The 17,873-nt window shown below is 64.8% G+C and carries 17 protein-coding genes; 10 read left to right on the top strand and 7 right to left on the bottom strand.

The window, feature by feature from the left end; genetic code table 11:
* Nucleotides 1-49 precede the first annotated feature (49 nt).
* The 3 genes from EA187_RS11930 to EA187_RS11920 all read left to right on the top strand — a co-directional run bounded on the left by EA187_RS11930 (nucleotide 50) and on the right by EA187_RS11920 (nucleotide 3,894).
* Entirely contained in the window at nucleotides 50-1,294 is a 1,245-nt protein-coding gene (locus EA187_RS11930) for a hypothetical protein (protein ID WP_127780391.1), read from the top strand.
* 129 nt (nucleotides 1,295-1,423) lie between these two features.
* Nucleotides 1,424-2,425: a tRNA glutamyl-Q(34) synthetase GluQRS gene (gluQRS, locus tag EA187_RS11925; RefSeq protein ID WP_164856223.1), complete on the top strand. Its 1,002-nt coding sequence runs from the start codon at nucleotides 1,424-1,426 to the stop codon at nucleotides 2,423-2,425.
* A gap of 113 nt (nucleotides 2,426-2,538) precedes the next feature.
* Nucleotides 2,539-3,894, top strand: a complete 1,356-nt coding sequence (locus EA187_RS11920; protein WP_127780389.1) for an NAD-dependent succinate-semialdehyde dehydrogenase — start codon at nucleotides 2,539-2,541, stop codon at nucleotides 3,892-3,894.
* A gap of 33 nt (nucleotides 3,895-3,927) precedes the next feature.
* Here the strand turns inward: EA187_RS11920 and EA187_RS11915 are convergent, their stop codons facing one another.
* A complete protein-coding gene (locus tag EA187_RS11915) occupies nucleotides 3,928-4,692 on the bottom strand; it encodes a nucleotidyltransferase domain-containing protein (protein WP_115605103.1) in 765 nt (254 codons plus the stop codon).
* Nucleotides 4,693-4,888: 196 nt separating this feature from the next.
* Here EA187_RS11915 and EA187_RS11910 point away from each other — a divergent pair, with 196 nt between their 5' ends.
* Nucleotides 4,889-6,058 carry a GNAT family N-acetyltransferase gene (locus EA187_RS11910; RefSeq protein ID WP_127780388.1) on the top strand — a complete coding sequence of 390 codons (1,170 nt, stop codon included), beginning with the start codon at nucleotides 4,889-4,891 and terminating at the stop codon, nucleotides 6,056-6,058.
* A gap of 444 nt (nucleotides 6,059-6,502) precedes the next feature.
* Here EA187_RS11910 and EA187_RS11905 read toward each other — a convergent pair whose 3' ends face one another.
* The 3 genes from EA187_RS11905 to EA187_RS11895 all read right to left on the bottom strand — a co-directional run bounded on the left by EA187_RS11905 (nucleotide 6,503) and on the right by EA187_RS11895 (nucleotide 9,706).
* Nucleotides 6,503-6,907 (bottom strand): hypothetical protein, encoded by a 405-nt coding sequence (locus tag EA187_RS11905; RefSeq protein WP_127780387.1) that lies wholly within the window; start codon nucleotides 6,905-6,907, stop codon nucleotides 6,503-6,505.
* Between the two features lie 115 nt (nucleotides 6,908-7,022).
* Nucleotides 7,023-8,522, bottom strand: a complete 1,500-nt coding sequence (locus tag EA187_RS11900) for a phosphatase domain-containing putative toxin (protein WP_127780386.1) — start codon at nucleotides 8,520-8,522, stop codon at nucleotides 7,023-7,025.
* The gene (locus EA187_RS11895; protein WP_127780385.1) at nucleotides 8,519-9,706 is read right to left on the bottom strand and encodes a hypothetical protein; all 1,188 of its coding nucleotides are present in this window, start codon (nucleotides 9,704-9,706) and stop codon (nucleotides 8,519-8,521) included. The genes EA187_RS11900 and EA187_RS11895 overlap by 4 nt, the downstream gene beginning before the upstream one ends.
* A gap of 591 nt (nucleotides 9,707-10,297) precedes the next feature.
* Here EA187_RS11895 and EA187_RS11890 point away from each other — a divergent pair.
* Complete coding sequence (locus EA187_RS11890; RefSeq protein ID WP_164856222.1) at nucleotides 10,298-10,969, top strand: GAF domain-containing protein; 672 nt, start codon at nucleotides 10,298-10,300, stop codon at nucleotides 10,967-10,969.
* Nucleotides 10,970-11,047: 78 nt separating this feature from the next.
* Here the strand turns inward: EA187_RS11890 and EA187_RS11885 are convergent, their stop codons facing one another.
* The 3 genes from EA187_RS11885 to EA187_RS11875 form a co-directional block, all read right to left on the bottom strand.
* Nucleotides 11,048-11,464: a VOC family protein gene (locus tag EA187_RS11885; protein ID WP_127780383.1), complete on the bottom strand. Its 417-nt coding sequence runs from the start codon at nucleotides 11,462-11,464 to the stop codon at nucleotides 11,048-11,050.
* A 144-nt stretch (nucleotides 11,465-11,608) separates the two neighbouring features.
* Entirely contained in the window at nucleotides 11,609-11,947 is a 339-nt protein-coding gene (locus EA187_RS11880) for a YciI family protein (protein ID WP_115605117.1), read from the bottom strand.
* Nucleotides 11,948-12,110: 163 nt separating this feature from the next.
* Nucleotides 12,111-13,367: an RNA polymerase sigma factor gene (locus tag EA187_RS11875; RefSeq protein WP_347343338.1), complete on the bottom strand. Its 1,257-nt coding sequence runs from the start codon at nucleotides 13,365-13,367 to the stop codon at nucleotides 12,111-12,113.
* 430 nt (nucleotides 13,368-13,797) lie between these two features.
* On the opposite strand from EA187_RS11875, the gene EA187_RS11870 reads away from it, so the two are divergent.
* The 5 genes from EA187_RS11870 (at nucleotide 13,798) to EA187_RS11850 (ending at nucleotide 17,853) form a co-directional block, all read left to right on the top strand.
* Nucleotides 13,798-14,151 carry a rhodanese-like domain-containing protein gene (locus EA187_RS11870; protein WP_206524292.1) on the top strand — a complete coding sequence of 118 codons (354 nt, stop codon included), beginning with the start codon at nucleotides 13,798-13,800 and terminating at the stop codon, nucleotides 14,149-14,151.
* Between the two features lie 152 nt (nucleotides 14,152-14,303).
* A complete protein-coding gene (locus tag EA187_RS11865; protein WP_115605121.1) occupies nucleotides 14,304-14,978 on the top strand; it encodes an ArsR/SmtB family transcription factor in 675 nt (224 codons plus the stop codon).
* 181 nt (nucleotides 14,979-15,159) lie between these two features.
* Entirely contained in the window at nucleotides 15,160-15,609 is a 450-nt protein-coding gene (locus tag EA187_RS11860) for a DoxX family membrane protein (RefSeq protein WP_206524290.1), read from the top strand.
* 78 nt (nucleotides 15,610-15,687) lie between these two features.
* Complete coding sequence (locus tag EA187_RS11855) at nucleotides 15,688-16,167, top strand: DsrE family protein (RefSeq protein WP_115605123.1); 480 nt, start codon at nucleotides 15,688-15,690, stop codon at nucleotides 16,165-16,167.
* Between the two features lie 66 nt (nucleotides 16,168-16,233).
* Nucleotides 16,234-17,853, top strand: coding sequence for a bifunctional metallophosphatase/5'-nucleotidase (locus tag EA187_RS11850; protein WP_206524288.1), 1,620 nt, complete (start codon nucleotides 16,234-16,236; stop codon nucleotides 17,851-17,853).
* Nucleotides 17,854-17,873: the final 20 nt, after the last annotated feature.

Below are 17,873 nucleotides of genomic sequence, written 5' to 3'. Positions count from 1 at the left end.
GACGAAGCGCCCGGGTGCAGGCCGAAGAACTTTTTTAAAGGGGGAGACCATGCCACGTCACGCTCCGATCGTGCTCGCCACGCTCTGCTGCGCGCTGCTCCTTGCCAGTGGCGGGTTGAGCTGCGCCAGCGCCCCCCCAGAGCCCGAGGAGGTACGCTGCGCGGAGTGCATTCAGCCCCCGCTTCGACGCGCCGAGCTTGTGGTGCACCTGGCCGCCGAGCAGGCCGCCATCGCCCAGCGCATGCGCTACGAAGGCACCATGCCGCCACCGATCCGCGAGGTTGCCCACGGCTCCCGCCCCGAGCATCCCTGGCGCGAGCCTGAGCAGCTCAGCAGCGCCCGGACCACCTACGAGGGGCGCCTGGGCTGGCATACCGTTTCGGTCGATCCGGTGATCACCGAGGGCATCGCACACCGCCCGCTGCGCGGACGAGATACCCACGCCGCCCACTGCTTTTTCGCCGAGCGCCCCAACGCCCACACCCCGCTCTTCGCGCTCTTCGCAAGCCACGACGCCCGCCGCGGCGACCGCCTCTTTGTGGGCCTCCATGATATGGAGCTGGCCGCCGTCGAGATCGCCCTGGAGGAGCGCGGTCCCATCCGGGTGCTGCGCACCGAGCAGCTCTGCGCCTTTCGCCCCGACAACAACTTAAGCGGCGCGATGATCGTCAGCTATACCCGCCAGGACCTGAGCCCCCCGCATAACGGCCCCTTCTACGGCGTGCTTCTGGTGAGCATAAGCGACGTGCGCCACACCACCGGTGAGACCACCACCGTGGAGGTCGAGAGCGCCGGCGGGCGCTTCGGCCAGGCCGCCGAGCTGCGCGAGGTGGCCATCGAGCGTTTTGAAGCCCCCACCGCACGCCTTCTTGGACCTTTTGACGATTCGGTCGCGGCGATGGCCGCCGCCGAAGAGCACATTCCCTCGGGACGCTTTCGCCTGCGCCCCGAGCACACCTTTGCGCGCATGCCGCCTCAGAGCTACCTCGACGGCAAAAGTCAGGAGTTCTGCCCGGTGCGCGCCACCTGCGAGAGCGACGAGCCCCCCGCCCGCGCCGACGCCCCGGCCGAAGACAACGCGGCCGAGGCCGCATCATCTCCGACCTCCGCCGAAGACGCCGACGCGTTGACTCCGGCCAGCACCGATCCGAAGAGCGCCGAAGACGCCTCCGATGAAGCCGACGCCTCCGACGAAGCCGACGAAGCCGACGCCCCTCCTGCCAGAACGTCGCCGGCGCCGCGGGTCGCCCCCGACACCCCGGCGCCCAGCTCCTCGTTTCCCACCCGACGCTGAGAGACATCCGTCGCTGAGGCGAAGCGGGGCCGAATTCCGTGCGGCGGAATGTGCAGGTGGGCAGCGCAGCGATTGCGTCTATACTACGCGCCGTCGCTGCCCTTCTCCTTTCAGCCCCCCACCTCGCCCATGCCCCTGCCCGACCTCGATCCTCTCTTTGAGCGCGCCGCTGATCTTCGCCGTCAGGGCCCCGCCGGGCGCTACGCCCCAAGCCCCACCGGCGACCTGCACACCGGCAACCTGCGCACCGCGCTGGTCGCCTGGCTGCAGGCCCGCCAGGCCGGTGCGCGTTTTGTGATGCGCATCGAAGATCTCGACCAGCCTCGGGTGCGTGAGGGCAGCGCAGAAAAGATCCTCGACGACCTGCGCTGGCTGGGCCTCGACTGGGACGAAGGCCCGGAGCTCGGAGGTCCGGCCGGCCCCTACAATCAGTCGGAGCGTGTGGGGCTCTACCAGGCCGCGCTGCTGCGCCTGCAAGCCCGGGGCCTGGTCTACCCTTGCTATTGCTCCCGCAAAGACATCGCCGAGGCCGCCAGCGCCCCTCACGGCCCCGGTGGCATCATCTACCCGGGCAGCTGCCGCCATTTAAGCGCCTCGGAGCGCGAAGCCCGCCAGCAGGAGCGCCCCGATCGCCCTCCCGCCTGGCGTTTTGTGGCCGGCGAGCGCGAGGTTGTCTTTGAAGACCTCATCTGCGGGGTGCAGCGCCAGCATCTGGCTGAAGACGTCGGCGACTTCGTGCTGCGCCGGGCCGACGACATCTTCGCCTACCAGCTCGCCGTCGTCCTGGATGACGCGTTGATGGGCATCAGCGATGTGGTGCGGGGTGACGACCTGCTCGACTCCACCGCGCGCCAGATCGCGCTCTTTGAGGCGTTTGACCAGCCGCCCCCCCGCTTCTGGCACGTGCCGCTGATGCGCGATGAAGCTGGCGAGCGTCTCTCCAAACGCGACGGCTCCGATGCGCTGGATGTGCTTCGCGAGCGAGGTCTCGACGCCCCGGCGATCATCGGACTGCTGGCGCACAGCCTGGGCTGGGTGCCCGAGGGCGCGCGCCTCTCGGCCCCAGAACTTCTCGACGAACTCTCCCCCTCCGCCCTCAGCGCGCTTCGCGACCACCCCGAGCGTCACTGAGGTCCTTTTCATGAGCGCGGGGCCCCCGCGAGGCTCGGTTGTGCCCCGGGCCGCTGCGATTAGATTGGCCCCATCAGCTGATAGGATGTCCCATGCTTTCAACCGAGGTCCCCATGCGCGCGATCAACCCCACCACCGAAGAGCTCATCGCGGAGTTCCCCGACCATACCAACGACGAGGTCGTCGAGCGCCTCAACGCCGCGCGCGAGGGCTTTGAGCGCTGGCGCCACACCCCCATCGTCGAGCGTGCGCGCCACTTCCGACTGCTGGCCGAGGAACTTCGCCGCGGCATCTCCCACTTAAGCCGGCGCATGACCGACGAGATGGGCAAACCCATCGCCCAGGCCCGCGCCGAGGTCGAGAAATGCGCCTGGGCCTGTGAGTATTTTGCCGACCACGCCGGCACCCTGCTCGAAGCCCGCCACATCGAGACGGAGGCCTCCGACTCCTACGTCACCTATGAGCCCTTAGGGGTGGTGCTGGCGATCATGCCCTGGAACTTCCCGCTGTGGCAGGTCTTCCGCTTTGCGGCACCGGCGATGATGGCCGGCAACGTCGCCCTGCTCAAACACGCATCGAGCACCCCGGGCTGCGCCCGCGACATCGTGGAACTCTTCGACGCGGCGGGCTTTCCGCCGGGCACCTTCCAGCATCTTTTTATCAGCAATCGCAAAACCGAGGAGCTCATCCGCCACAGCGATGTGGCCGCGCTGACCCTGACCGGCTCCACCCGCGCCGGCCGCCAGGTGGCCTCGATCGCTGGCGAATCGCTCAAAAAATGCGTGCTTGAGCTGGGTGGCTCCGATCCTTTTGTGGTGCTCGCGGACTGCGACCTCGAACGCACCGTCGAAAAAGCCGTCCAGGGACGCTTTCAAAACAACGGCCAGAGCTGCATCGCCGCCAAACGCTTCATCGTCGAGGAGGCCATCTACGACGCGTTCATCGCGCGTTTTAAAAGCGCCATCGAAGCGCTCAAGGTCGGTGATCCCCACGACGAAGCCATCGACGTGGGGCCGATGGCCCGAAAAGATCTTCGCGACGAGCTGCATAAGCAGGTCAAGCGCAGCCTGCGCCAGGGCGCGCGCTGCCTGGTTGGCGGGGAGCCTCTCGACCGCCCCGGCTACTTCTACGCCCCCACGCTCCTCGTCGATGTGACCCCGGAGATGCCCGCCTTCGCCGAAGAGACCTTCGGCCCGGTCGCCGCGGTGGTGCGCGCCCGCGACACCGACGAGGCCATCGGGCTGGCCAACACAAGTAACTTCGGTCTGGGCGCCAGCATCTGGACCAGCCGCAGCCGCGGCCACAACCTGGTCGGCCGCCTGCGCGCCGGCTTTGTCGCCGTCAACGAGATCGTCAAAAGCGACCCGCGCCTGCCCTTCGGCGGCATCAAAGATTCCGGCTTTGGCCGCGAGCTCGCCGCAGAAGGCATCCACGAGTTCACCAACATCAAGACCATCTACGTGGCCTGACCGGCCCCCCCTTTCTGTCGGGATGAAGCCGCCTCAGCCGGCCTGCCCGTGCTCCAGACGCATCCGCACCAGCAGATCGTGGAGCTCGGGCTTGCCGCGTGGCTCCTCAGGAAGATCGCTGTGAAAACGCGCGTCATCCAGACGGCGCATCAGCCGGCGAAACTCCCCCTCGTAAAAGCTCATATCGGCGTCTTCCATCAGCGTGTCTTCGGAGCCGTGGAGCTTCAGCGCGATGAGATCGCCCAGATAGGGCAGCCGATAGCGGTGGTTGAGCCGCATGATATTGGCCTCCACCTCGCCAGTCTCCATCAGATTGAGGCCGGTCAAGAGGGTGCGAAACACATAGAGCAGTGGTTTGAGCTTGCGTTGCTTTTCAAACACCGTCCAGATCTTCTGGGCGAACCCGCGGTAGGCGTGCCCGTGATTGCTGGTCAGACACTCCCCGGCGATCTCGCGCAGCTCATCAAAATAGGCCGTGCGATGATGGATCAGCGGCGAGTAGATCTGCTCCAGAACGTTGGTATTTCGCTTGAGCAGGAGCGAGAAGTACTTGTGAACATCATGCGAGACAAAATCGATCTTCTCCCCATCGACCGTCTCCATCACCTCCAGCGTCTCGCGCTCGTTGTAGAGGCCGACGACATTCTCCAGCGGAAGAATATGCGCCCCGCGGATGTCATGATCGGAGTCAAAGGAGGGAAAGCCGTAAAGATGGCTCCCCACCACGCTCGAAAAGAGCATCGGGTAGGGCTGCCGAGCGAGGACTTTTTTGACGATCTGATCTTGCGCCACCTGCATATCCAGCGCTCCTGGGCATCTACGTAAAAGGTCTGAGTCGGGCTCGTCATCTGCCGGGCCATCGTCGCATAGAACGCCCGCCGCAAACAATCGCATTCCTTATCAGACGCTCCGCTCCAGCGAGGTTCCATCGCGGAGTGTTGAGCGCGCATCACCGCCGCTGCTCATCCCGAAGTCGACGTAGCTAGAGGCCCCTATGAGTTCCATCCGCATTGAGATTCGCGCCGGCGTCAGCGAGCTTCGCGCCGAGGCGTGGGACGCGATCGCCCGCATCACCAACCCCTTCTTAAGCCACGCCTTTTTGAGCACTCTGGAGCGCTCCGGTTGCCTGGATGAGGCCAGCGGCTGGGTGCCCCAGATCCTGTGCGCCTTCGATAAGGACGACACCCTCATCGGTGCGATTCCCCTCTATCTGAAGTTCCACTCCCGCGGGGAGTTCGTCTTCGACTGGGGCTGGGCCGAGGCCGCCCACCGCGCGGGCATCCCCTACTATCCCAAAGCCGTGGCCGCGGTGCCTTTTAGCCCGGTCAGCGGGGCGCGCGTGCTGGTCGCCCCCGATCATCCCGACGCTGGCGCCATCGCCCCCGCGCTGGTCCGGGCCGCCATTCAACTGGCCGATGACGCCGGGCTCTCCTCGCTGCACTTCAACTTCATCCGCCCCGAGGATCGCAGCCTCTTTGAAGAGCTCGACCTGCCGATTCGCGCCGGCATGCAATACCACTGGAAGAACCGCGCCCCGCGCAGCGACGCCCCTTTTGAGGATTTTGACGACTTCCTCAAAGCCTTTCGCAGCAAACGCCGCGCCTCGATCCGTCGCGAGCGCCGCGATCTTCGCAGGGAGGACGTCAGCGCCCGCATCCTCCAGGGCGACGCGCTCACCGAGGAGGTGATGCGGCGGATGTTTCGCTACTACGCCAACACCGTCGACGCGCATGTCTACGGTCAGCGTTACCTCAACGAGCGCTTCTTTGTGGAGATCGCCCACAGCCTGCGCGAGAACATTCACCTGGTGATGCTTGAGCAAGACGGCGCCCCCTTCGGGGGCACCTTTAACCTGGCCGACGCCACCCACCTCTTCGGTCGCTACTGGGGCTGCGAGCGCGAGGTGCGCTTTGCCCATTTTGAGGCCTGCATCTACGCCCCGATCGACTGGGCGGTGTCCCGCGGCATTGACGTCTTTGAGCCCGGCGCCGGCGGAGAGCATAAGTACGAGCGGGGCTTCACCCCCTCGCCCACCTACAGCGCGCACTACATCGCCGACGCGCGCCTGCGCGCCGCGGTGCGCGACTTCGTCGACCGCGAGCACCAGGCCATCGACGCGCATATCGACGAGCTGCGCGAGATGGGCCCGCTCAAAGGCACGTAGTCCATCTCCCCTTGCATCCGAGCGCCCGCTCCCCGGGTGAAACTCCCTTTCTCAGCACCTGATCGGCCATGCTTCAACTGCGGACGCCCTTTCTCAGCACCTGATCGGCCATGCTTCAACTTCAGAGGTCCGTTTGCAGCACCTGACCGACCCTGTTTCATTTTAAACGAAGATCGTATAGGCGCATAAATCCTCAGCGATCGCCCGATCACCCTCTTTGAAAAAGCGCGCGCATGGCGAACTGCGGCTCGCCGCCCCCTCCGCAAGGAGTGCGGGGGCATCGAGCGCGGGAGTCTCCTGTGTCCAAAGAACTCCTGTATCCAAAAAAACAGGGCCGGCGCTCACGCGCCGGCCCTGCTGCCATTCATACATCCTGCGATCTCAGATGCATCGGATCATCGAATCATCGGATCATCGGATCATCAGATACATCACACACGCGACTTAGAGCGCGCTTTCGATCTTCGGCAGCTGCATCCGCGACTTGGTCAGGGCCATCCCGATGTTGGCCGAGCGATCGCAAACCCAGACCACGGCGTGCTCGGGGTTCTGCTTGCAGCGCTGGAAGATGTGCAGGAGGTTATCGCTGAACACGATGATTTCCTGGAAGTAATGGTGACCATTCTGCTCCAGCCCGCGGGCGTTGCGGAACATCTTCTCAATGGTCGAGACGTTACGGCCCTGGAAGAGATCGGCAGTGGCGGCGGCGACCATATCGAGCACATCCTGGGGGTGCGATTCGACGGTTTTGACGCCGATGAGCATTCCGGTGGACATATCAACGTATCCACCGGCAACGCACTCGGGGATTTCACGGACGGCGGTCTGAATGGCATCGTTCAACGACATGACGTACTCCTATCGGGATGAAATGTGGGGCTGCGAAAAGAATGGGGAGACTCCCCTTTGAGGTACGTGCCCACGCCGCACCTCAAACCCTTTGCCCGGAACCTGGCGGCTAAACTCACCGAAGCCTCGGGCCAATGGACGTGTTGAGCCAGCGCTCAAACTCAAAAAGAAACTCGGTCTGGGCGTCGCTCTGGATCGAGCCCGAACGCACCCGGCGCACCAGTTTGATGGCCTGGTCGGGGGCGACACCGTGGTAGATCAGGAAGCTGGCCAGGAACGTGCCGGTGCGGCCCAATCCGGCCTCGCAGTGCACGACGACCGGCTTGCCTTTGGTCAGCCAACCCTCGATGCGCACGCACCAGCGGACCATCTCCGTGAGCTCGGGCACCTCCATATCGACCACCGGGAAGTGGTGGACCCGCAACCCGGGCACCGGCTCGCGGGGCGGCGGAGTGACTTCGGCCCGCATATCGATCAGGTGCGCGACGCCCAACTCAGCCAGGGCCTGGAGATCCTCCAGGTCATCGCGGTGCAGACCGGGGCGGGGTGCACCGCCGAGCACGCCGGGGATCAGCCAGCCCAGATCGCGGGGAGCCACCACCTCGGGCGGGAGGCTGCGCGCCTTTAAGCCCAGAACCCGTGGCAGACTCTCCAGCAGCACCCGGCGAGCGATCGGACTCTCCGGCTCGGGCTCGTAGGAGCGATCCCGGCGAACCGGCAGTCGGAGCACCCGGGCGCCGGGGGCCGCTGCGGGCTTTGGCAGGGGTTTGGGCGCCGGGGGGACCGCACCTTCGGCGGCCGGTGCCGGCACCTCCGAGAGGATCCGGGGCTGAGGCATGCAGATCGCGCGTAACGCCGAGGAGTCGAGGTCCTCGATGGGCTCGCTAACCTCGGGCGCCTCGATCAGCTCACGGGGACAGCCCCCGGTGCGCACGAAGTGGCGCACCGGCGTCGGGGCATCGTCGCTAAAGAACTCGGCGGTGGGCAGAAGCGCCACCAGCTGACCGGCGACCACCAATCCCACGCGATCGGCCACCTCCCGCACCCGGCGCTGGTGATGGGAGACCCAGACCACCGAGCACTGAGCTCGCGCCCGAGCGATCATCTCCAGGAGAGGAGCGGCCTCCTCGTCGTTCATCTGGGCGGTGGGCTCATCGATGGCCAGGACGTCCGCCCCCTCCAGAAGCGCCCCGACGATCGCGAGCTGCGCGCGGCGCGGAGGGGGAAGGAGCACCACCTCCTGCTCCAGGTCGGATGCCTGGAGCTCCATCCCCAGCTCGGCGCAGCGTTCCATCACCAGCGCTCGAGACTCGAGGGGAGTCAGCGCTTCGCGACCGGGCTGGCGAGCCCGCAGGTAGGATTCCACCGTGCCGGCCATCATCGCCAGGTGCTGACGCACCAGGGTCACCTTCGCGGTGTTGAGTGTGCCCCGGAGTTTTTCGCCATCACCCTGCCCCCGCACCCCGGCGATCACCTGCAGGAGGGTGGACTTACCGGAGCTCCCGGGCCCCATCAGCGCGACGACTTCGCCAGGCCTGATATCCAATCCCACCCGATGCAGCAGCACGCGCTCGCGCACCCGGAACGTCACCTCATTCAACATCACAAGACTCATGCGTGCTCTCCCTTCACAACCTCTTCGCTCAGGCGCATCGCGCGCCCGAACCCGCCAAAGGTGGCGCGGAAGATAGCCACGTCCCCCTCTTCAATCAGGGCATGCCAGCTGCCCTCGTCAGTCGGCAGGGCCACGACCACCGTGGAGCCTCCCAGGGCCTGACCGACTTGCCGCGCATAGCTCCGCAGGGCTTCGGCGGCCTCTCGAAGTAAATTCCCCTCATCCTCGGACTGCACGTCATAACAATGCCCGGCGACCAGCTCGCCAGTCTCAAACGTGGCGCCTATCTGCATCTGGTCGGTGTTCTGATCCCAGAAATGCTCCAGGCGCTGGCGCGAAAGCTCCGAGGGCTCAAAACCATCGCCCTCGGGAGACGCGGGAGCCGTCGCGGGGGACGCTCCTTCGGCTGCAGCCGGCACCATGGGGGCAGGCGGCGTACCGATGAGGGTCCGGGTGAGCGTGGGCTCGATGAAGGTACGCGTCGGTACGAAGGACTCGTCCTCATCGTCGACCGGGATGAGTTCGGCCGGCGGAATATCGAAGAGAGAGGAATGACGCGCGTCGAGCTCCGCGTAGCCCAGCGCGCTGAGCGTCGTCGCCTCCTGAAGGTCGACGGGCTCCTCTTCGACCAGAGCGACCATCGCGCCGAGCCGTGGCGAGGTGCGCTGACGAGCGTCGGGCACGTTGAACTCGCCAGACTGGCGAGAGGAGCGCGGGAGACGATCGGCGCTCTCAGTGACGGTGTTGGGCTCGGTATCGTCGGAGAGGACCACCTCGAGCTTGGCGGCCAGGCGATAGACCTGATTGGCATCGCCGCTCAGCGTCAGCGCACGCTGCAGGTAGCCGCGGGCGATCTCATGCTGGGTGGTCTGCTGGCTGGCCAGGTCGAAGAGCAACTGCACGGCCACGCGATCGGCCCCGCAGCTCTCGGCCCGGCGCACGAAACTCTCCAGGCTCGCGCGGTTGGCCCGCATCATGGCGAGCACCCCGGAGTCGTAGATGGCGCTGAGAATGATGTGGCGGCGAGAGACTTCCTGGGCGTTGAGCTGCCGCAAGAGTTCCCAGAGTTGGGCTTGCGCTTGCTCGCGCCCCTCTTCCCCCTGACCTGCGAGTTCTTTCCACGCATCGACCAGAGCGCCGAGCCGTTCACGGCAGTCTTCTTCTGCAAGCTCGGAGTTGGACAAATCGACTCTGGACGTAACGCGTTCCTGCCTGGCCTTCACGGCAATATCCTGGGCGATGGAGTTGTCGGCCTGATAAGCGAAACTCGCCGCGTTGCTCCACGCGTCCCCCTCACCGCGGAAAGTCGGCGAGACTGAATGGTAGTAGAAACGTGTTCTAATAAATCCAGTACCACTAGAATAAATATTGTCAACGGCGCCCGTGAAACATTTCCGAAACAATCCACAAAACCCCAATCATTTCAGCCATATAGACACCCTCCCAGAAGAAAAACGGCTCGTCCACTTCATTTTTAAAATTTCAATATTTTTGGAAACGCAAATATTACGCAGCCCAAAAGGTCAAGCCCACGAAAGTGGTATAATTATCATTTTTCACAGAATGTCATCCTGATTTTCGAATCTCCGGGGCTTTCCAAGGACGAAGCTGCGGGCTAACCTGCTGCCACTTTGTCTGCCCTTAAGGCGTCCCCGGGAAAGCTCCCGGCGATCCCGAAGGTCCATCTCCCACGACGTCGACCTCGGGTGGCTGAACGACGCGCTCGCCAGCGCTCTCCCTGCTCCTCCCTCCTGTTCGCTGCAGAGAACTCCCCCGTGAAAGAGCTGTCTCGCCAGTCCATCCTCGGAGCCCCACCCGATGCGGCATTCGAGCGCGTTGCTCGCCTGAGCACGCACGTCTTTCAGGCGGCGATCTCTCTGATCTCTCTGAGCGAGGGGGCATCGGAGAGCGGCGAGGCTTCCCCCTTGTCAGCGGCCCGGCGAGGGGAAGGGGGTGCGGCCATCTGCGCGGCGGTGCGTTTTGAGAAGGACGCCGCCCGGATCCGGGAGTCCCTTCAAGACCCCCTGGTGCTGGCCCACCCACCGGCGGCCGGGGAGCTGGGGCTGCGCTTTTACGCGTCGACCCCTCTGGTGAACTCGCGGGGGATGAGACTGGGGGCGCTGGCCGTGATGGACTTTGCGCCCCGGGCGCTCACCGCCGGGGACGAAGCCGCCTTAAAAGACCTGGCGGACCTGGCCACCGAGGCCATGGAGCTGCGCCTGAGCACCCGCGCCCTGCTCGGGAAGATGGATGGCATCATCACCAACCTGGACGACCTCCAGAACCCGGAGCGCTACGTCACGCTCTGCGCCTGGACCAAGTCGATCCGGGTGTCCGGGGAGTGGATGAGCTTTGAGCGCTTTTTGAGCACGCACCTGGGCATCTCAGTGACCCACGGCATCCACCCGGAGGCCGCCCGGCAGTTTCATGAGGACGACGAGGACTGAGCAGGCCCCCGATCAAAAAAGGCCGCCGCGACTCCGGGTCGCGGCGGCCTTGTTATGCGTGCTTCGCTAAAGCGGGGCTTAGTCGATGCACTCCCGCTCGTTGCAGTTGATCATCCAGGGGGTGCCAAAGCGATCGGTGACCATGCCAAAGCGCAGCGCCCAGAAGGTCTTCTCCAGGGGCATGGTCACCTGGCCGCCATCGGCCAGGGCTGCGAAGACACGCTCGGCCTCCTCGGGAGTCTCCATCTGAAGCGAGATGCTGACACCGCGGGGCGTCTCATAGCCCCCGTGAAGGGCGTCGGAGGCCATCAGCAGGCGATCGCCGACCTGCAGACAGGCGTGCATGACCCGGTCGCTGTACTCGGCGGGCATCTCGTCGGCGACTTCGGACTCGCCCACGGTCTGCACGGTGAGCGTGCCGCCGAAGATGTCGCGGTAGAAGCCAAAGGCCTCTTTGCAGGTGCCGTCAAAGGTCAGGTAGGGGACGATGTTCATGTGGTTTCCCGGGGTATGGATCCCCGTCGCTCGGGGATCGTGACTGTGTATGCCTCCCGGGATGAGGTCCCGGGAGGGGTTCGCGAGGTGGTCGAAGGCGGGCCGTCGTTTTCGACAGGCATGCCGAGATTTTTGCAAAAAAGCTCAGGGCTCCACGTCGAGCTCGCGCACCGGCCGAATCTCAATCGATCCGACCTGCGCCGGCGGAATGCCCGAGGCGATGCGAATCGCCTCGTTTAAGTCCCGCGCCTCAATCAGATAAAAGCCCGCCAGCTGCTCCTTGGTCTCCGCAAAAGGACCATCGGTCACGCTCACCTCACCACGGCGTACCCGCACGGTGGTGGCCGTCTCCACGCTCATCAGAGGCTGGCCGAGCAGATACTCGCCACGCTCCTGAAGCTCCCGGCCATACGCCGCGCAAACCCGGTCGTCGACGCCGCGAATCGCCTCTTCTTCGCCGTACACAAGACACACATACTTCATACATACCTCCGCAAGTCAGGGGGGGACGGATATGGAGCATACTTCGAAGAAACCTACGTACCGAAGCATTGGCGAGGCCGTGCTCTCACCCCTTAGTCGAAGTAGCAACGCCCCGATCGACACGCATCCTGATGACGTTTCCAAAAAAAACAGGGACGCGACCTCACGCTTCGAGTTCACGAAGACGTCGGACTAAAAATCGACGCTCCGGCTCCAGCTCAGTCAGCTCAAGCGCCCGTCGGTAGCCCGCACTCGCCAGTTCGTCGCGCCCCACCCTGCGGTAGAGATCGGCCAGGGCCGCATGAGCCAGGTAATAGGAGGTCAGCGTCTCATCGGCCATAAGCCCCTCGACAAGCGTCAGCCCCACCGCGGGTCCGTCGCGCATGGCTATGGCCACCGCCCGATTGAGCGCCACCACCGAGGAGTGCGACGCCTGCAAGAGCAGATCGTAGAGCGCCACAATCTCCGCCCAATCGGTCGCCTCAAAACGCTCAGCGCGCGCGTGAACCGCGGCGATGGCCGCCTGCAGCGCGTAACTTCCGACCTCACCTGTGGCAAAGGCGCGCCCCACCAGCGCCTGCCCTTCATCCAAAAGCCCGCGATCCCACAACGCGCGGTCCTGATCTTCAAGCAGCACCAGATCGCCCCGGACATCCGCCCGCGCCTCTCGCCGCGACTCGCTCAAGAGCATCAACGCCAGCAATCCCAGCGCCTCGCCATCGGGCTCGTCCAGAAGATCGACCACCAGCCTCCCAAGCCCGATCGCCTCGGTGCAAAGATCGCGGCGAATCAACGCATCTCCCGAGCTCGCTGCATATCCCTCGTTAAAGACCAGGTAGATCACGCTGAGCACTGCCTCCAGCCGCATCGGGATGTCGGCCGCCTCGGGGATCGCGTAGGGGATCTTCGCGCTCTGAATCTTGCGTTTGGCCCTGACAATGCGCTGGGCCAGGGTGGGCGCACGCACCAGAAAGGCCCGCGCGATCTCCTCGGTGCTCAATCCGCACACCTCTCTCAAGGTGAGCGCCACCTGCGCCTCACGGCCCAGCGCCGGGTGGCAACAGGTAAAGATCAAACGAAGCCTGTCATCCTCAAAGATCGTCGCCTCCGCCAGCGCCTGCTCCGGCGTCGCTGCGCGGACCGAGGGCTCCTCAGCGGCCAGCAGCGCCAACTTCTCACGGTAGCGCACGCGCCGACGCAGACGATCGATGCCCTTAAAACGGGCGGTCGAGATCAGCCAGGCCCGCGGATTTGTGGGAAGTTTAAGCGCTCCATCCTCCCCCACCCAGCTCTGCATGGCCACCACCCACGCCTCATGCAGCGCGTCTTCGGCCAGCTCAAAATCCCCCAGCAATCGAATCAACGTCGCACGCGCCGCCGGGGCATGCTCCCGGTAGAGCGCCTCGAAGCCATCCTGCACTCGCGCCATTCCATCTCCCCTTGCCCGACTTCAAACCACCTGCTCACACCGCCCACTGTGCAAAGACAGCCTCTCAACTTCAAGGCCCCTCCCCTCGCCCATACCCTTTTCGGGTGGGCCGTCGATCCGCTTTGCATTGTCCCCGAACGTCGCGACAGGCTCACTCCAGATCAGGGGTCAGCCCCCATGCAGCAGCTTCAGCTTCCGCCGACGGCGTCGTCCTGACGCCCCCCCTCGCCAGCGACGTCGGCAGCGTTGCATCCCATGAACACTTAAGAAACATTTGAAACAAAATTGAATCAAAACCACGCCTCTTCCGCCCCCGACAGCGCTTCACCCACGGAAAATCGCCGAATTATCGAGTTGGCACGCATCTCGCAAAGCTCCCACTTCGAGAAAAGAACCATCCCCCAAACCCCGGACGACGACGATGACATTCAACCCGACAACCCTGGTGCTGATCGCGCTGGTCATCCTCATCGCCCTGTCGATCGTGAGGAAGAGAATGAACTTTATCGACCCCCAGACCGCTCGCCAGCTCGTCGACGAAGGCGCCCTTCTGGTCGATGTGCGCACCCCTCAAGAGTTCCAGGAGCAGCATATCCCCGGCGCGCTTAACCTGCCGCTGCAGGAGCTGGAAGCCCGTACCGACGAGCTTCCGAAAGACCGCACGCTGGTGCTCTACTGCCGCTCCGGCAACCGCAGCTCGATGGCGCGCCGCTACCTGCTGACCCACGGCTATGAGGAAGTGCACGACCTGGGCCCGCTGACGCGCTGGCGCTAACGCAGCGTCGGGGCGGCGCCCCTCATCGGTCGCCGCCCCGTCGCACTTCCCCCCTTCTGGAAATAGAACCCCCGCGTCGGGGACTTAGACCCCCAGGAGTTAAACGATCATCGAAACGTTTGGACCGAACCACCCGTAGCAGCGGAGCCCCCATGACCATCGAAGACTTACCCAACTCGCTCTACGAGGCTTTTGCCCGGGTCGGCCAGGCCCTGGCCAGCCCCCACCGGCTGCGCATCCTCAACATCCTGGCGCAGTCGGAGCGCTCGGTTGAAGAGCTGGCAAGTCGCCTCGACCAGAGCATGGCCAACACCAGCACCCACCTCAAAGTGCTCAAGCAGGCACGTCTTGTGGTGGGTCGACGCGAGGGCAAGCACGTGTTTTACGGGCTGGCCAATGAGGCCACCCGGAGGGTGTGGCTGGCGCTTCGCGATATGGGGCTCTCGGAGCTCCCGGAGGTGCGCGACCTGATGCACACCTACGCCGAAGATCCCCATAACCTCTCCTTGCTGCATACCCCGGAGCTGCTGGCGCGGGCCGAGCGTGGGGAGGTGATCGTGCTGGATCTACGCGGCAAACGTGAGTTTGAGGCCGGGCATATACCCGGTGCCCGCTCCATCCCCGCCGACGAGCTTGACCAGCGCCTCAAGGAGCTCCCCACCGACCGCACCATCGTGGCCTACTGCCGTGGCCCCTACTGCGTCGCCGCGATTCAGGGCGTCGAGAAGATGCGCGCCGCAGGCCTCGACGCCCACCGCGCTACCGACGGCATCCTGGAGTGGCGCGCCGCAGGCCTTCCCGTCGAAGGAAGCGATCACGCCGCGTAAGAAGCACACTTGAGTTGAGCGTCACCCACATCCTCCCCCCCCAACCTCGTCCGTTCTGAACACGGCCTGGCTCCGGACCACCAACGTCACGCGATGCGACGCGTCCAGAAAGCATGTGACGTGCCCATCCACGATCAACACTTAAACAATCATCGAAACATTTAAAAAAGGACACGTTTGCATGCTTGCTTCGTTAGAACACCGCGCCCGAAGTCTGGAGCCCCTCTCCCGGGCTCTCTTCCGCATGATGCTCAGCGGCATCTTCATCGTCGCCGGCCTCAATCATCTGATCGACCCGTCGCGCACCGCCGCACGTCTGGAGACTTCCCCTATGGGCTTTCTGGCTACCGCCATCGCTCCTGCCCAACCTCTGGTGGTGCTCAGCGGCATCGCGCTTCTGATCGGCGGCCTGGCCCTTCTCCTGGGCCTGTACACCCGCGCGGCCGCCCTGGGCCTGCTGGCGCTGATCGTTCCCATCACGCTCACCGTGCAGGTGGGCAGCATGGCCACCATGGGCCCTCTTTTTAAGAACATCGGACTGGCCGGTGGACTCATCTTCTTTATCGCCCACGGTGCCGACACCTTCGGCTTCGACGCCTGGCGCGCCCGCACCCGACAACCGACACGCTGAACTCGCCACCACGCGCAGTGGCGCTGCGGGCACGGTCCGCAACGTCCTCGCTCTCCCCTCTCGTATGGAGTCCTGATCATGATGTCCTCGAAAACTCGCTCGCTCTCTATGCTCCTCGCCATCGCCGCGCTCCTGATGAGCGCCTGCACCACCCCGGCCAACGCCGCCGGAGCCTCCGAAGCGCCGGTCCACGCCCAACGCTCCGAGCTCGCCCCCGCCAGGACCGTGCTCAGCGTGCGCACCGATCGCCATCTTCAGGTTGCCCTGAAAACCTCCCACGATCTTCTCGACGGTAACGACCCGCCCACCTCCCGCGCCGACGTGGTCGCCTGCGGCCCTGCGGTCGAGGCGCTCGTCGCCGAGCGCATGCCCCCGGAACTCGCCACCCAGATCGAGCGCCTTACCGAGCGCGGCAGCCGCGTGGTCGCCTGCGGTCTTTCGCTCCACCAGTTCCAGGTCGATGCCGACCAGCTCCACCCCCGGGTCACCGTCGTGGATAACGCCTTTATTGAGATCTTCCGGCTGCAACGCCAGGGCTTTTTGAGCATCGAGCTCTGAGACCTTTCCCGCTCCCACGGAAATCCCTTCCCTCCCCGCCCAGGCACACACCCCATGCGTAAGCATTTGAAACCTTTAACCATTTCGACCACAGCAATCACCGCAGGAGCCCTCATCGCGGCCTGCTCCAACGCCCCAAAGACGCCGGACGCCACCGCGACACAGGCCGCCGAGCCTGCCACCTCGCAGACCACCGAGGAGCTGACCGTGCTCTTTGTGGCCGATCTCCACGCCCAACTCTACGAACACCCCGAGCTCTTCTGGCAGGAGGGTCAGGAAGACCGCCTGGAGATGGCCGGAGGCTTTGCACGCGTGGCCGCAGCGATTGACGCCATCAAGGCCGAGCGCCCCGGTCGGGTGCTCGTGCTCGACGGAGGCGACACGCTTCAGGGGGCCGGCGAGGCCGCGCTCACAGAAGGCGCGGCCATCGTGCCGGCGCTCAACGCCCTGGGGCTCGACGCGGCCATTCCCGGAAACTGGGAGGTGGCCTACGGCCCCGAGGTACTCAAGCAGCGCGCCACCGAGCTTTCCTTTCCCCTCTTCGCCGCCAACCTGCGTGATGAGAGCACTGGCGAGCGCCTCTTTCCGCCTTACATCGTCCGTGACTTCGGCGACGTGAAGGTCGGTGTGCTCGGCTACACCGACCCGGATGTGCCCGAGCGTCAGCCCCCGGCCTACAGCCGGGGCTTGAGCTACCAGGGCCCCGACGAGCTCCCAGGGCTCATCGATGAGCTGCGCACCGAGCAGGGTGCCGACATCGTCCTGCTCCTCTCCCACATCGGCCTGGCCAAAGCCGTGCAACTCACCGGTGAGCTCGAAGGCATCGACGTGCACCTCTCCAGCGACACCCACGAGCGCACCTACGCACCCATCGTTCAAAATGACACCTGGGTGGTCGAGCCCGGTGCCTTCGGCTCCTTTATTGGCCGCCTCGATCTGACGCTCGACGAGGGAAAACTCGTCGACAAGCGCTGGGAGCTCATTGAGCTGAGCGCAGACGACTTCCCCGAAGACCCCGAAGTCCTCGCCATCATCGACGCCTCCACCGAGGCAACCCGTGACGAACTCTCCCGGGTCGTCGGCCACACCTCCGGGGTGCTCGCTCGTCATAACGTCATTGAGACCACGCTGGACAACCTCCTCTCCGACGCTCTGCGCGAGGCCACCGGCACTGAGATCGCCCTGTCCAACGGCTTTCGCTTTGGAAACCCCGTCCTTCCTGGCCCGATCGTCGAGGGCGATCTCTGGAAGTTCTACCCGGTGGTCACCGAGCTGAAGACAGGAGAGGTCACGGGGGCCCAGATTCGTGCGTTCTGGGAGCGGGAGCTTGAGAACGTCTTTGCCCAAAACCCCGCCGACCGTTTTGGAGGCTGGATCCCTCGGCCCTCCAACATGCATGTACGTTTTAAAGCCGACGCCCCCCGCGGCCAACGCGTCCAGGAGATCCGCGTGGGCGGTGAACTTCTCGATGATGAGCGTGTCTACACCCTGACCGCCTGCGAGCGCGAAGGCGACCACCCCGACACCCTCTGCCGCATCCCCAACGCCCGGAACACGCGTATTCACACCCTGGATGCCCACGATGCGGTGCGCCGTTATTTGCAAAAACACGCCGACGCCACACGCCAACTCGAAGCCCGGGTGGTGGCCGATGATCGCCCGCAGGTCCTCCGCAGCCAGCACTGAACATCGCTTCGCCGCCCCCT

It is taken from the genome of Lujinxingia sediminis (assembly GCF_004005565.1).
Classification (GTDB): domain Bacteria; phylum Myxococcota_A; class Bradymonadia; order Bradymonadales; family Bradymonadaceae; genus Lujinxingia; species Lujinxingia sediminis.
Note: the sequence above shows the minus strand (reverse complement) of the source record. Positions and strands in the feature narration are given on the sequence as shown.